The organism is Mesorhizobium sp. WSM4823 (assembly GCF_055811195.1).
Window position 1 is genome coordinate 51,187 of the sequence record NZ_JBVVQL010000002.1, and the last position, 14,973, is coordinate 66,159.

Genomic DNA, 14,973 nt, shown 5'->3' on the forward strand with positions numbered 1-14,973 from the left:
GTGGCCAGCGAAGCACCACCCTTCTGGTGGGAAGAACCGGACTGGCGCGCGCTGGCGCTGGCGCCGCTGTCCGCGATCTATGCCTTCGTTGCCGGCCGCCGCATGCGCTCGGCGGCACGTGAAAAAGTTGGGGCGCCGGTGCTGTGCGTCGGCAACTTCACCGTTGGCGGCACCGGTAAGACGCCGGTGGCGATCGCGCTCGCCGGACAGGCCAGGCGCATGAAGCTCAATCCCGGTTTCCTGTCGCGCGGCCATGGCGGCTCCTTCGCACAGCCTCATGTCGTCGATCCGCATCACGACGCCGCCAAGCATGTCGGCGACGAGCCGCTGCTTTTGGCTGAGCACGCACCGGTCGCGGTGACGCCGAACCGGGCCGCCGGCGCGCGTCTTCTGCTGGAAAAGCATGGCTGTGATTTCCTGATCATGGATGACGGCTTCCAGAGCGCGCGCATCCATATCGATTACGCGCTGGTCGTCGTCGACGCACGCTATGGCGTCGGCAACGGCCGCGTCATTCCTGGCGGGCCGCTCAGGGCTGGTATCGTCGACCAGCTGGTTTTCACCAGCGCGCTACTGAAGATGGGCGAGGGCCTTGCCGCCGACGCGGTCGTGCGCCAGGCGGCGCGTGCCGGCCGGCCGATCTTCGAGGCGTATACGCGGCCAAGCAGCACCGCGGGGCTTGCCGGCAAGCGGTTTCTGGCCTTTGCCGGCATTGGCCATCCCGACAAGTTCTTCGACACGGTCCGTGAAGCTGGCGGTGAAGTCGTGCTGACCCGGTCGTTTCCGGACCATCATTTCTATGGCGAGGACGAGCTTGCCGAACTGGCAACGACAGCGCGAGGTGCCGGACTTGCCCTCATCACCACCGCCAAGGACGCCGCCCGGCTACGCCACGATGCCGCGCTCGCTGATTTCCTCCGACGGCTCGATGTGCTTGAGATTGAAACCGTGTTCGATCCCGACCACGTGCCCGAACGCATCATCGAAGAGACGCTGGATGCCTGGCGGCAGCGCAAGCTGCAAGGCTGACTTTGGAGCCGATCCGGAAGCTGGTCTAACGGCGGCTGCGCAATTCGGGATGTGCCTCGATCTCGCGGCGCAGCGAGGCCGCGGCACTCACATAGGGCTCCTGCCTGGCGACGCTCCAGTATTTGAGTTCATCGAGCGGGATGCTTTCGCCGGTGACCGCGCAGCGCACGAAAGCGCCGGGGCTGGTCACCTGGAAGTCGCCGTCGAGGTAGCGGATACGGGCTTCCTTGCCGCCGGGGCCTTCGAAACGGTTCATCATGGGGTGGTGCCGAAATTCATGACGATGTCATCGCCATAAATCCCGGCGAGGTCAAGCTTGGAGCAATTCACAGGCCCATTGTTAGCCGAATATCGCTCGCGAGGAGTGGAGCGAAGCGAAAAGAAGTGCTCGGCGCAGACGGCTTGGTCATTTGAAGCTACCGGATTACTGTCGCATTGATGGGATAAGGGAGACGTTATGGGCGTCGTATTCAACGTGCTGCATCTGACCGAAGATGCCGCCGGCGAAAGTCGCTTCGGTCAATTCGATTTGACCTTGAAGGAGACCCCCTTTGCGCCGCCGGCACTGCCGTTCCTGGTCTCGCCCATCATGCCGGCCAAGGGCTATGTCGCGATCCGTATACCGGTCGGATGGATCGGCGAATTGCATCAATCACCGCATCGCCAGATCCTGTTTTGCATGGCAGGGGCATTGAAGGTCACGGCCAGCGACGGCGAGGTTCGTCTCGTGGAGGCCGGATCGGTCTGGCAGATGGAAGATGTGAACGGCAAGGGTCATTGGAGCGAAGTGCCAAGTCCGGTTCCGTTCGATGCCGTCATTCTGCTCCTGGATGGCTAGGCTGAGCTAGCTCTCTATCTCAAGGAACGCTTCCATTTTCTCCATTGCCAGTCCGGCCTGGACCGCGATGCGCCGCGCAAGTTCCGCAGCGGCGGCGCGAGGCCGCCCCAGCGGCCGGTCGAGCCAATAGGATATCGGGCTTAGCACGCTGCGCTCGTCGGCTGCGACAATGCGGCCCGACTTCAACTGATCCACTGTCAGCGGCGGCCGTGCCAGCGCGATGCCGAGGCCGTGGGCTGCCGCATCGAGCACCAGATTATAGTCCTCGAAGCGGCGGTCCTGCGGGCGCGGGCGATAGTCCATGTCCTGCGCGGCAAACCAGGCGCGCCAGGCCGAGGCGTCCGAATCGTTGACCAGCGGGAATTTGAGCAGCCGGGCCGGGTCGCCGCGACCGATTTCCTTAGCGAGCTCCAGCGAGGCGACGGGGAAAACATGTTCCTCGAAAAGCCGCACCGAGACGCGGCCCGGAATACGGCCGCGTCCACAACGGACCGAAAGATCGATGCCCTCGTCGGCAAGGTCGGCCTGGCGGTTGTCGACGTCGAGCACGATGCGCAGTTTGCTGGGGTTGTTCTCAAGCGCGGCCATACGCGGCATCAGCCACAAGCCGCTGACCGACGGGATCGAGGCCAGCCGTACCACCGCGGTGCCGCGCGGCTCGATCCGACGGTCCGAATTGCTGGCGATCAGTGCGAAGGCTTCGGTGGTGCGCAGATGCAGGCGAGTTCCCTCGATGGTGAGTGAGACGCCGCGCGCGCCACGGTCGAACACTTTCAGCCCGAGCCAGTCCTCGAGCTTGGCGATCTGCCGGCTGACGGCACCATGGGTGAGGTTGAGCTTTTCTGCGGCGGCCGAAAAGCTCCCTGTTCGCGCTGCGGCGTCGAAGGCGCGCAAGGTCTCGAGCGGCAGCATCGGTTCTGAGCTGTGATCCATGCTCACAGGTGGCTCTCGATTTGATCGTTTGTCAACCGCCCCAGAATGGCATTTTCTCACTTCATGGCATCGAAGAGCGAGGACAGCGAGATGAGCGTCTACACCGGAACGTTGAATCCGACACAGCGCATGGATACCACGGCGGCCATCGCGGTGGCGCTCACAGTCATCGGCTGGGCCTCCGCTTTCCCGGCCATCCGCGCAGGTCTCGCCGCCTTCGATCCGCTGGAACTCGGCGCTCTGCGCTTTGCCATCGCTGCGGTGCCGGCGGCGATCTTCCTTGCCGTCAAGCGGCCGGCGCTGCCCCGGCTCGACGAATTGTGGCGGTTTGCCTTCGGTGGCGCCATCTTCGTCGCGCTCTATACGGCAATGCTCAATTTCGGCGAGCTGACGGTCTCGGCGGGTGCTGCCGGCTTCATCATCAATGTCAGCCCGATCTTCACCGCCATCATGGCCATGGCGCTGCTCGGCGAGCGCTTTTCGGGCATGGCCTGGGCCGGCACCGCCATCTCCTTCGCCGGCATCGGCATTATAGCCATGGGCGAGGGGCAGGGCCTGCATTTCAACACCGGCGCGCTGCTGGTGCTGGGTTCAGCCCTGTGCTCGGCCGTCAACACCATCGTCCAGAAGCCGCTGTTTGCCCGCCATCACCCGCTGACCATCGCCGCTTCCAACATGGTGCTCGGCGCGCTCTGCCTTGCGCCATTCCTGCCGAACGCACTCTCGCAAGCAGCGGTCGCCGACGCCGCCGGCCTTGGCGCCGTCATCTTTCTCGGCATCGTGCCGAGCCTCATCGCCTACGCCGCCTGGGCAACAGCACTTTCCCGGCTGCCGGCGGCGCGTGCCTCGAACTTCCTCTATCTGGTTTCGCCGGTGGCGACGCTGATCGGCTTCTTCTGGCTGGGCGAGGTACCGACACTGCTCGGCATTCTGGGTGGAGTGCTGGCGCTTGGCGGCGTGATCGTGGTGAATTTGAAGAGGTGATTCAAACGCTTGGGGTGGTCTTGACTCAAAAGGGCCGCCGCAGAGCGGCTTTTTTTTATCCCAAGCTAGCGCCTGCCGAACAGTCTCTCAATATCAGCGAGTTTGAGCTCAATATAAGTCGGGCGGCCGTGGTTGCAGGTGCCGGAGCCCGGCGTTGCCTCCATCTGCCTCAGCAGCGCGTTCATCTCTTCGGGCTTCAGCAGGCGGCCGGAACGCACCGAGCCGTGGCAGGCCATGGTCGCGGCTATCCTGTCCAGCTGCTCTTTCAGTGTGTCGACCGTGTCGTTGTCGGCGATCTCGTCGGCAAGGTCGCGCACCAGCTGCTGGACATTGGTTTCGCCGAGCATCGACGGCGTCTCGCGTACCGCGACCGCACCCGGGCCGAAGCGCTCGACGGCGAGGCCGAAGCGGGCCAGCGTTTCGGAGTGCATGGCAAGCCGCTCGGCATCCTCTTCCGGCAGATCGACGATCTCGGGCAGCAGCAGCATCTGCGACGGCACGGCGCGCGCATGCAGCGCGTTCTTCAGTGCCTCGTAGACCAGCCTCTCATGCGCCGCGTGCTGGTCGACGATGACGAGCGAATCCCTGGTCTGCGCGACGATGTAGTTCTCATGCACCTGGGCGCGTGCGGCGCCCAGCGCCATGCCGAGCAGCGTCTCCACCGCTTCGTCCTGCCCGGCACGCGCGTCGGCGCTGTGAAGCGGTCCGGCGTCGAACGCCGCCTGATCGTTTTCGCCGAAGCCGCCATTTGCAAAACCGGTGCCTTGGTATCCCACGTCGAGCGGCCGCTGCGGCGAGCGGGCCGGATCGAAACCGGCGGAGCCGGAGGCCCGGTAGGCCGCCTCATAACTGCGATGGCCATTGGCCGGTCCGGCATGCGCATAGGACGCCGCGCCCGGCCGGAATGCCGCCATCATGCCGGCCGCCCCCGTGGTGGCAGCCCGGATGCCGGCATTGGCCAGCGCCTCACGGATGGCGCCGACGATCAGCCCGCGCACGAGGCCAGGATCGCGGAAGCGGACATCGGCCTTGGCCGGATGGACATTGACGTCAACGATGGCCGGATCGAGCGTCAGGAACAGCAAAGTCACCGCATGGCGGTCGCGCGGCAGCACGTCGGCAAAGGCGCCACGGATGGCGCCTGCGATCAATTTGTCGCGCACCGGCCTGCCGTTGACATAGGCATATTGCTGCAGAGCGTTGGCACGGCTGAAGGACGGGATCGAGACGTGGCCGGCAAGATGCACGCCGTCACGCACGGCGTCGATGGCGATGGCATTCTCCGGAAAGTCGGCGCCCATCACTTGCGCGACGCGGCGCAGCCGGCCTTCCTGGCTGTCGTCGGTCGCGGGCAGCTCCAGTGTCGAGCGGTCGGAACCGGCCAGCGTGAAGCGTACGGCGGGAAAGGCGATGGCGATGCGTTTGATCACGTCGCTGGTCGCCGAGCTTTCGGCGCGCTCGCCTTTCATGAATTTGAGCCGCGCCGGCGTGGCGAAGAACAGGTCGCGCACCTCGACCGTGGTTCCGCGATTGGCGGCAGCCGGCTTGACCGAGGAGACACGGCCGCCCTCGATGCCGATCTCGGCGGCGCCATCGCCGTTGGCCGTGCGCGAGCGGATCGATAGCCGCGCCACCGAGCCGATCGACGGCAGCGCTTCGCCGCGAAAGCCGAGTGAGCGGATGTCGTGGATGTTGTCGGCGAGCTTCGATGTGCAATGGCGCGCGATCGCCAGCGCCAGTTCCTTTTCCGGGATGCCCGAGCCGTCGTCGGTAACGCGGATCAGGTTGAGCCCGCCGCCGGCGGTAACGATCTCGACTCTGGTGGCGCCGGCGTCGAGTGCGTTCTCAACCAGCTCCTTGACCACGCTTGCCGGACGCTCGATGACTTCGCCGGCGGCGATCTGGTTGATCATCGTTTCGGAGAGCTGGCGAATGGGCATAAGAGCACTATAGGCGGATTCGCGGGCCATGCGGGAGGGGTAGAATTAAGCAATCCGGGCGGCCGACCGCGCTCTTCACGTCATGAGCCTGGGCAGTGCTGTCGCCAGCGCGTCCACGGCAAGACGAACCTTCAGCGGCAAGTGGGGTGTCTGCAGCCATAGCGCATAGGCGTCGTAAAGAAATCCCGGCTGGTCCGGCAGCAGCACGACCAGTGTGCCGGCCTGAATGCGCTCACGGACCAGCCAGTATGGCAGCCAGGCAAGTCCCATGCCGGCGGCCGCGACATCGGCGATCGCATCGAGGTCGTCGAGCCGCAGCCGGCTGACCGGCATGACTTCCAGCGCGGGCTGGCCGTTGCGCGGAAACAGCCATGGTTGAACGACACGGCCCGAACGGCGGTAGATGATGGCCTGGTGCCTGCCGAGATCCTCTATCTGCCGTGGCCATCCATGCATATCGAGATAGGATGGCGACGCGCAGACGACCATGCGCTGGCGCGCGATGCGACGCGCCATCACTCCGGCCTGATCCTCCAGATTGCCGGTCCGGATGGCAAGGTCGCAGCCATCCTCTGCAAGATCGGCGAGGGGATCGCTGAACGACAGGTCGAGTTCCAGCGCGGGATATTGCTGCGCCAACTCCAGCAGGATCGGAGCAACGCAGCGCCGGCCGAAATGCACCGGCATGATGACGCGCAGCTTTCCGCGTGGTTCGGAAAATTGATCTGCTGCCAATGCGTCCGCAGCCTCGGCTTCCGCGATTATCATTCGGCAGCGCTCGTAATAGGCGCGCCCGAAGTCTGTAAGGCTCTGACGGCGTGTGGTCCGGTTGATGAGGCGCACGCCCAGACGCTCCTCGAGAAACCGGACATGCTTGCCCACCATCGGCCCGGACAGATCGAGAGCGGCAGCAGCCGCCGCGAACGAGCCCAGGTCAACGGTTTTGACGAATACGGCCATGCTCGTAAGGCGATCCATATTCGAAACTCTCAGTTTCTACTGTTCTGCCCAAGCAGCTATTTATCTGCCAGATGGCCGCTGGCATAGGCTATTCGGTTCAAACATTTTGGAGTGGTGGCCGGATGGCACGTGTTGTTCGTTTTCATGAGCATGGTGGTCCCGAGGTTCTGCGCATCGAGAATCTCGACATTCCCGCGCCAGGTCGAGGCGAGATCCGGATCCGGGTCAAGGCATTGGGCCTCAACCGGGCCGAGGCGCTGCTGCGCTCGGGCACTTATATCCAGACGCCGCCATTGCCTTCCGGCCTTGGCCTTGAGGCAGCGGGTGTCGTCGAAGCGGTCGGCGAAGGCGTGGACGGTTTTGCGCCAGGTGACGCCGTCAGCGTCGTGCCGCCACTATCGATGGCCCGCTGGCCCGCCTATGGCGAGATCGCCACATATCCCGCCGAGCTTGTGGTCAAACACCCGCCGTCGCTCAGCTGGGAAGAGGCGGCTGCCGTCTGGATGCAATATCTCACCGCCTATGGCGCACTGATCGATATTGCCAAGCTCGGCAGGGAGGATTTTGTCGTCATTACCGCGGCATCGAGCAGTGTCGGACTTGCAGCGATCCAGATTGCCAACGTCGTTGGTGCGACACCGATCGCGGTCACGCGGACATCTGCCAAGAAGCAGGCCTTGCTCGAGTTCGGCGCAGCTCACGTCATCGCTTCAGCGGGCGAAGATCTGGAAGCCCGGCTGAAGGAAATCGCCGGCCCGGACAACATCCAAGTGGTGCTCGACGCAGTCGGCGGCCCGATATTCGAGCCTTTGACGGCGGCGATGGCACGCGGCGGCATTCTCATCGAATATGGCGGCTTGAGCCCCGAGCCGACGCCGTTCCCGCTGTTCGCCGTGCTGGCCAAGACACTGACGCTGCGCGGCTATCTCGTCCACGAAATCACGGGCAATCCAGCGAAGCTGGAGGCCGCCAAGGCGTTCATCCTCGACGGCCTGATGTCGGGGTCGCTGCGGCCAGCGATCGCCAAAACCTTTCCCTTCGACCGGATCGTCGAGGCGCATCGCTTTCTCGAGTCGAACGAGCAATTCGGCAAGATCGTCGTGACGGTTTGACCAGGCACGATTGGCATAGCCTCATGCCTGCGCGGCCAGCCAGTCCCGCACCTTGCGGGCATTGTCGCTGAGTTCGCGGTTCTTCGGCCAGATGACATAGAACGCCTTGCCAGTGGTCATGACGTGATCCGTTGCCCGCACTAGCAGCCCTGACGCCAGCAGCCGCTCGGCGAGGTGCCGCCAGCCGAGCGCAATGCCTTGCCCCTCCATCACCGCTTGGATCACCAGGGCATAGTCGTTGATGCGCAGGCCGCGCCCGGCATCGGCCTCGCTGAGACTGGTGCCGGCTGACGCGAACCACTCCTCCCAGCTCGCCGCCTCGCGAAACGGCTCTTCGAGATGAATGAGGCGGTGGACGGCAAGAGCCTTGACGGTATCGGGAAGCCCGAACCGGGCCACATAGCTGGCGCCCGCGACCGGGAATATCTCCTCGTCGGCCAGCGGCAGCGAGTGATAGTCGGCCCATTCCCTGGGCTCGCCGCCGCGCACGCCGAGCGGGATACCCTCCGCGATGATGTCTAGGTCGCGGTCGGCGGTCTGGATGCGCAGATCAATGCCTGGCAGTTCGTCGCGGAACTGCTGCAGGCGCGGCATCATCCAGAAGGAACCGAAAGCGGTCGAAGCGGCAAGCGTCACATGGCCGCCGGTCGCCTGCAGGCGCAGATCCTCTGCCGATTTGCGGATGTGCGACAGGCCGAGGGAGACATCGGCATGAAAGCGGTCGCCGGCTTCGGTAAGACTGACTTGCCGATGGCGGCGCTGAAAGAGCTTGGCGCCGAGCTGCTCTTCAAGGCCGCGGATCGCATAGGACACGGCAGCCTGCGTCATGCCGAGCTCCCGGCCAGCGGCGGTAAAGCTCGACAGCCGCCCGGCGGCCTCGAAGACGATCAGGCTGCCGGCCGACGGCAGCAGATGGCGTAGGCTTCGCATAAGCTGAGTTTATACAAGAGATCAGGATTTTCCAGCGTCACAGCGATATTACGTCTCGTTAAGTTGACTGACCCTGGGAGGATGGAGTTGCCATGAACGCACCGGCCGTTGAAGTGACCGAACACACCAACCGCCGCAGCGGCGGCCGCCTGGGGCGCAAGGCGCTGCGAGGCGCTCCGGTCACGTCGTTCCCGACCCTTGTCCGCAAAATTCCGGTCTATCAGATGGTGCCGGACGAGGCGGTGGAGCTGATCCACGAGGAGTCGCTCTCGATCCTCGAAGAGGTGGGATGCGAGTTTCGTGACGACGAGGCGATCGCGATGTGGAAGGCGGCGGGGGCCGACGTTTCGGAAACGAGAGTGCGAATCGACCGCGCCCTTCTGATGGAACTCGTCTCGAAGGTGCCGTCGGAATTCACGCTTAATGCGCGCAACCCTGAGCGCACCGTGCAGGTGGGCGGAAACAACTCCATCTTCGTGCCGATGTATGGCGCGCCTTACGTGCGCGACCTCGACAACAACAGACGCTATGGCACGCTCGCCGATCTCAACAATTTCCACAAGCTCGCCTATATGGCGCCAGCGCTGCACTCGTCGAGCTCGATCATCTGCGAGCCGATGGAAATTGCGGTGCCGAAGCGCCACCTCCACATCATCCATTCGGCGCTAAAGCACTCAGACAAGCCGTTCATGGGCATCGTGACATCAAAGGATCGGGCCGAAGATACGATGGCGATGGCAGGCATCGTCTTCGGCGCGGATTTTGTCCGCGACAACCCGGTCCTGGTGGCGATCACCAACTGCAATTCGCCGCTGGTTTGGGATGCCACCATGCTGGACGCGATGAAGGTCTATGCGCGCCACAACCAGCCGCTGATCCTGGCGCCTTTCGCGTTGTGCGGCGCCTCGACTTCGGCTTCCGCCGTGGGAGCGGTCGCGCAGGTCAATGCGGAAGCGCTTGCCGGCGTCGCATTCACGCAGCTCCTGCGTCCGGGTTCGCCGCAGATCTACGGACAGTTCATGGTGACGGTCGACATGAAGACCGGCGCGCCCATGGGCGGCACGCCGGAAGCGGCCCAGATGATGTATCTGATGGGAGCACTGGCGCGGAAATACCGGCTGCCATGGCGAACGTCGGGCTTCCATGTCGGGTCGAAGCTGAACGACGCGCAGGCGGGCTACGAGGCGAACATGCTGATGCACGCCGCCATCCTTGCCGGCGCCAATTACATCTGGCACTCCGCTGGATGGCTCGAGGCCGGCCTGACCTGCGGCTATTCGAAATTCGCCACGGACTGCGAACAGCTTGTCGGCTGGTACAAATACGCCGGCGGGCTCCCGTTCGACGATTTCAAGGAGGCTATGGCGGCGATCCGCGAGGTCGGGCCGCAGGGCCATTTCCTCGGCACCCAGCACACGCTTGACCATTTCCAGTCCGCCTTCTTCATACCGAGCATCATGGACTTCAATTCGTTCGAACAGTGGAAGGCTGAAGGAGCAAAGGACCACGACACCCGCGGCCGCGAAAAAGCGCGCAACATGCTCGCGGATTACGAGGAGCCGAAGCTCGATGAAGGCATTGCCGATGGCCTGCGAGACTTCATCGCGCAGCGCGAGGAGCGGCTGCCGGACAGCGTTAGTTGATGCAACGGGCGAAGACCCAACGGGAACCACAGGGAGAAAAAAATGGCACTCTTCAGAAGCAACGGTGATCGTGTCCCGAGCCCTATAAAGGCGATGGCGCAAGAAGCCCGCTCAGGTCGCATGGACCGGCGCGAGTTTCTGGCGCTGGCGAGCGCCTTTGGGGCATCGACGGCTTTGGCCTACGGCATGATCGGTCTCGCGGTGCCGGAACGGGCCTTGGCCGAAGAACCGAAGAAAGGCGGAACGCTGCACGTTTCGATGTCGGTAAAGGCACAGAAGGATCCGCGCACTTACGACTGGGTGGAGCTTGCGAACATCTCGCGCTGCTGGCTGGAGCCGCTTGTCCGCTATACGCGCGAATTCACATTCGAGCCGGTCCTGCTCGAAAGCTGGGATGTCAACGACGACGCCACCGAATACGTGCTGCATGTGCGCAAGGGCATCACCTGGAACAACGGCGATGCTTTCAACGCCGATGACGTGGTTTACAACCTGACGCGCTGGTGCGAGAAGGGTGCGGCCGGCAATTCCATGGCCGCCCGCGTCGGTGCGCTGATCGACGAGAAGACCGGCAAGGCCAAGGATGGCGCGATCAGCAAGGTCGACGACAGCACGGTCAAGCTGAAGCTGAACGAGCCTGACATCTCGCTGATCCCCAACTTCACCGACTATCCGGCGCTGGTGGTCCACCGCAATTTCGACGCCGACGGTGCGGATCCTATCAAGAAGCCGATCGGCACTGGCCCCTTCGAGCTCGTCTCTTACGACGTCGGCCAGAAAGCCGTCGTCAAGCGCCGCGAGAACGGCAAGTGGTGGGGTGGTGAAGCGCCGCTCGATAGCGTCGAATTCATCGACTACGGCACCGACTTCAACGCCTCGGTGAACGCGTTCGAGTCCGGCGAGATCGACCTCAATTTCGAGACGCCCGCCGACTTCATCGACATCCTCGACAAGATGGGGCTGGAGAAGACCGAGGTCGCGACCGCGACGACGCTCGTTGCCCGGACCAACATCACGCACAAGCCCTATGACGACCAACGGGTGCGCAATGCCCTGCAGATGGCCGTCGACAACAATGCCGTGCTCCAACTTGGCTACGCAGGACGAGGCACCCCAGGTGAAAATCACCATGTCAGCCCAATCCACCCGGAATACTACCCGCTGCCGAAAAAGACGCGCGACGCGGCGGGCGCCAAGAAGCTGATGACCGAGGCCGGACAGGCCGACTTCGAGCATGAACTGATCACCGTTGAGGACGATTGGCAAAAGAACACCGGCGACGCGATTGCCGGCCAGTTGCGCGATGCCGGGATCAAGGTGAAGCGCACGGTGCTTCCAGGGTCGACCTTCTGGAATGACTGGACGAAATATCCCTATTCCATGACGATCTGGTACATGCGCCCGCTTGGCGTTCAGGTGCTGGCGCTCGGCTATCGCACCGGCGAGGCCTGGAATGAATCGGCGTATTCGAATCCCGATTTCGACGCCAAGCTCAAGCAGGCTCTTTCACTCATCGATGTGGAGAAGCGCCGCGAGGTCATGAAAGACGTCGAGCAGATCCTGCAGGATTCGGGCGTTATCGTTCAGCCGTTCTGGCAGAAGCTGTTCAGCCATATGGACAAGAAGGTGAAGAATTACGCTGTCCACCAGACCTTCGAAATGGATCTCCAGAACGTCTGGCTGGACGCGTAATTTCCAAAGCTTGGCAACAAGCCGCGCTGGCACTCGATGGGGCGACGGCGCGGCTCGATCAACAATCGGAGCATAGCGATGAAGTGCAGGCACGACGTTGACCACGCTTGAGCACAGCAGTCCGATCTGATCGGCATCGGACCTGTGTTAGCCATACTGTCGCGCGTTGAACGAGAGAGGGCATATGTCTGAGCGGGCCTTCAAGCGTCTGTTCGAGCCAGCAACGTTGCGTGGCAAAACGCTGCGCAACAGGATCGTGTTCGGAGCACATACCGCGAACATGGCCGAGGATGGGCTGCCGACGGAGCGCCATGTCGGCTACTATGCCGAACGGGCGATGGGCGGTGCCGGCATGATCGTGGTCGAACCGATGCCTGTACATCAGGCTGCGGTGCTGACGCGCGGTAACTTTCGCCCTTGTGACGACAGCGTCGTTCCTCATTTTCGCAAAGTAACCGAGGCGATCCGCAGCAATGGCGCCATCGCCATCCAGCAGCTCTACCATGTCGGTCAACACGCGGACGCGGATAACTCGTTCCATGCTGGCTGGTCGCCTTCAGGCTTGCCGAGTTATCACGACTCCGACGGTTCGCATCGAATGTCCGAGCGCCAGATCGAAGAGACGATCGACGGCTTCGTACAGGCAGCACGCCGCTGCCGCGAGGCCGGATTCGACGGCGTCGAGGTCTGGGCCGCGTACCATTCGATGCTGGACCAGTTCTGGACGCCTTGGTCGAACCGCCGAGATGACCAATGGGGCGGCAGCCTTCAAAATCGGACGCGCATGAGCCGCGAGGTGATGACCCGCATCCGCAGGGAATGCGGCGAGGACTTCATCATTGGTCTGGCGATCAACGACGAACCCGAAGTCGAGGTGGCGCTGAAGCGAGAAGCGTTGGCCGAGATAATCGACGTGCACGACCGCGACGCCTTGATGGATTATGTCACCTGTGGATCGGGTTCCTACTTCGATTTCTACAAGATCATGCCAACCTTCCTTTATCCGGAAAAGCTCGGTGCGGACCTCGCGGCGGTACTCAAATCGACCGTGAACCACGCGCTGATCACCGCCGAGAGCCACATTCGTACTCCTGAAAACGCCGAGAGCGTGCTGAGTGAAGGCCGCGCCGACCTCGTTTCCATCGTCCGCGGTCAGATCGCCGATCCGCACCTTGCCGCAAAGGCTGCCGCCGGACGGCACGAGGACATCCGCGGGTGCCTGTCCTGCAACCAGATGTGCTGGGGCCGACGCAGCCGCGACTACTGGATCAGCTGCGTGATCAATCCGTCGGCGGGACGAGAATGGGAATGGGGAGGCGACCGCTTCTCCCCGGCCGTTCGGCCGAAATATGTGTTTGTCGTTGGCGGGGGGCCGGCCGGTCTCGAAGCTGCGCGTGTGGCAGCCGAGCGGGGTCATCGTGTCACGCTGGCCGAGGCATCGGACCGCCTCGGGGGGCAATTCCGACTTGCCGGTCTACAGCCGCGCCGGGCGCAAATCCTGGATCTCATCGACTGGTATCAGCGTCAGCTTAGCCAGCTTCAGGTGGACGTGCGGTACGGTCAGTATGTCGAGGCTGAGGATGTAGAGCGCGAGGGTGCGGATCACGTCATTGTCGCCACCGGCTCCTTGCCGCAAGCCGGGGCGTTCCAACGGGCACTGCCGCAATGGGACAGCATTCCGGGTGGCGGCCCGGTTCTCTCTGCCGAAGCTGTGATGGCCAGGGAGGCAAGGCCGGGAAAACGTGTGATCATCCTGGACGACGGCGGCAACTGGAAAGGCTGTGGCACCGCCTGGAAACTCGCCGAGGACGGTCACGCCGTGACAATCGTGACACCCGACGCCCTGGTTGGCAAAGAACTTCAGCGAATGGCCGTGGACGCGCCGCTGCGTCGAGCGCTCGCCGGGCTGAAGGTCAAGTTTGTCACCGAGAGCGCCGTTGTGCGCTGGGATGGCAAGACGGCCAGAATTGCTTCGCTGCTCGACGGGACTGAGCAAGAGGTGGGGGCCGACGCTTTGGTCTTCGCCGCTACCAATATGGCGGAGGACAGCCTGTCCATCGAACTCGAAAGGCTCGGTATCGGGCATACCTCTATCGGCGATTGTACCGCCTCCAGGCAGGCGGCATTTGCCATTCATGACGGGCGCAAGGTGGCGCTTGGCCTTGATTGATTGTGCTCGTCAGGGATCCGTTCCCGTCTCACCGATTTCTGAAACGCAGTTGCCGACTCTTTTGCGACGGCTTGATCGAACCCCTCGGCCCGCATCGCCACGACCGTCGCGGCAGTCGCACTGCGGAACTCCAGAAACCTTCAGACGTCCGGCTGCGCGCTTCAGGCTGGCGCTCCGGGACTTCATGAGCCGCACAAAAGCCGATATGCAGGGTGCGTGGTACTGGACCTTGCCAGTTCGCCGCCGATCGCCCGGAGCGCCCCGATGAAACCGATAGTGCTGGCCGTTGCCTTTTCCCTTGCCGTGCCGGGCGCCGCCTTGGCGGGCCCGGCTTCAAATGCCGTGAAGTTCTTCTACGTGCCCGAAGTGAAGTTCGAGGCCGACGCGAAGTACCGCGACCGCTTCACCGAGCCGGTGACCAGGCTGTTCGCTCTCAACGACCAGGCGCAGAAGAACAGACCGGATGAAGTGCCCTGCATCGACTTCGCCCCCGGACTTGACGCGCAGGACTACGACGAGAAGACCGTCGCCAAGACGCTCAAGCTGTCTGAGGCGGTGGATGGCGAACGCGCCGAGGTGACGGTGACCTTCAATCTCTTCCCGGAAGGCGACGATTCCAAACGCGAAATGGTCTGGTCCCTCAGGAAGGTCGACGGCAAATGGAAGGTCGCCGACATCGCTTCCAAATCCAGCGGCTGGACGCTCAGCGCGCTGGAGTGCATGCTCGGTTCGGCGGAGTGAT

At 63.3% G+C, this 14,973-nt stretch carries 13 protein-coding genes; 8 read left to right on the forward strand and 5 right to left on the reverse strand.

The genetic code is table 11. The features are described from left to right. On the forward strand, nt 1-1,029 hold the full coding sequence (gene lpxK, locus AC0L26_RS05130) for a tetraacyldisaccharide 4'-kinase (RefSeq protein ID WP_473631588.1): 1,029 nt from the start codon (nt 1-3) through the stop codon (nt 1,027-1,029). A gap of 25 nt (nt 1,030-1,054) precedes the next feature. Here the strand turns inward: lpxK and AC0L26_RS05135 are convergent, their stop codons facing one another. Then, nucleotides 1,055-1,288, reverse strand: coding sequence for a DUF2093 domain-containing protein (locus tag AC0L26_RS05135; protein WP_027153867.1), 234 nt, complete (start codon nt 1,286-1,288; stop codon nt 1,055-1,057). Between the two features lie 198 nt (nt 1,289-1,486). Between AC0L26_RS05135 and AC0L26_RS05140 the strand changes: the two genes are divergently transcribed. Continuing rightward, nucleotides 1,487-1,867, forward strand: a complete 381-nt coding sequence (locus tag AC0L26_RS05140; RefSeq protein WP_473631589.1) for a cupin domain-containing protein — start codon at nt 1,487-1,489, stop codon at nt 1,865-1,867. A 6-nt stretch (nt 1,868-1,873) separates the two neighbouring features. Here AC0L26_RS05140 and AC0L26_RS05145 read toward each other — a convergent pair whose 3' ends face one another. Beyond that, entirely contained in the window at nt 1,874-2,800 is a 927-nt protein-coding gene (locus tag AC0L26_RS05145) for a LysR family transcriptional regulator (protein WP_473631590.1), read from the reverse strand. A 90-nt stretch (nt 2,801-2,890) separates the two neighbouring features. On the opposite strand from AC0L26_RS05145, the gene AC0L26_RS05150 reads away from it, so the two are divergent. Beyond that, nucleotides 2,891-3,784: a DMT family transporter gene (locus AC0L26_RS05150; protein WP_473631591.1), complete on the forward strand. Its 894-nt coding sequence runs from the start codon at nt 2,891-2,893 to the stop codon at nt 3,782-3,784. Between the two features lie 65 nt (nt 3,785-3,849). Here AC0L26_RS05150 and mutL read toward each other — a convergent pair whose 3' ends face one another. Both mutL and AC0L26_RS05160 read right to left on the reverse strand, forming a co-directional pair. Then, entirely contained in the window at nt 3,850-5,724 is a 1,875-nt protein-coding gene (gene mutL / locus AC0L26_RS05155; protein WP_473631592.1) for a DNA mismatch repair endonuclease MutL, read from the reverse strand. Nucleotides 5,725-5,799: 75 nt separating this feature from the next. Beyond that, a complete protein-coding gene (locus AC0L26_RS05160) occupies nt 5,800-6,702 on the reverse strand; it encodes a LysR family transcriptional regulator (RefSeq protein WP_473631593.1) in 903 nt (300 codons plus the stop codon). A 104-nt stretch (nt 6,703-6,806) separates the two neighbouring features. Between AC0L26_RS05160 and AC0L26_RS05165 the strand changes: the two genes are divergently transcribed. Further along, the gene (locus AC0L26_RS05165) at nt 6,807-7,796 is read left to right on the forward strand and encodes a zinc-dependent alcohol dehydrogenase family protein (protein ID WP_473631594.1); all 990 of its coding nucleotides are present in this window, start codon (nt 6,807-6,809) and stop codon (nt 7,794-7,796) included. A gap of 21 nt (nt 7,797-7,817) precedes the next feature. Here the strand turns inward: AC0L26_RS05165 and AC0L26_RS05170 are convergent, their stop codons facing one another. After that, nucleotides 7,818-8,726, reverse strand: coding sequence for a LysR substrate-binding domain-containing protein (locus tag AC0L26_RS05170; RefSeq protein WP_354493858.1), 909 nt, complete (start codon nt 8,724-8,726; stop codon nt 7,818-7,820). A gap of 92 nt (nt 8,727-8,818) precedes the next feature. Here AC0L26_RS05170 and AC0L26_RS05175 point away from each other — a divergent pair, with 92 nt between their 5' ends. The 4 genes from AC0L26_RS05175 (at nt 8,819) to AC0L26_RS05190 (ending at nt 14,972) form a co-directional block, all read left to right on the forward strand. Then, the gene (locus AC0L26_RS05175; RefSeq protein WP_473631595.1) at nt 8,819-10,369 is read left to right on the forward strand and encodes a trimethylamine methyltransferase family protein; all 1,551 of its coding nucleotides are present in this window, start codon (nt 8,819-8,821) and stop codon (nt 10,367-10,369) included. Nucleotides 10,370-10,411: 42 nt separating this feature from the next. After that, nucleotides 10,412-12,061, forward strand: coding sequence for an ABC transporter substrate-binding protein (locus AC0L26_RS05180; protein WP_473631596.1), 1,650 nt, complete (start codon nt 10,412-10,414; stop codon nt 12,059-12,061). 184 nt (nt 12,062-12,245) lie between these two features. Continuing rightward, entirely contained in the window at nt 12,246-14,231 is a 1,986-nt protein-coding gene (locus tag AC0L26_RS05185) for an oxidoreductase (protein ID WP_473631597.1), read from the forward strand. 264 nt (nt 14,232-14,495) lie between these two features. After that, the gene (locus tag AC0L26_RS05190; protein ID WP_473631598.1) at nt 14,496-14,972 is read left to right on the forward strand and encodes a DUF3828 domain-containing protein; all 477 of its coding nucleotides are present in this window, start codon (nt 14,496-14,498) and stop codon (nt 14,970-14,972) included. The last annotated feature ends 1 nt before the right edge of the window (nt 14,973 follow it).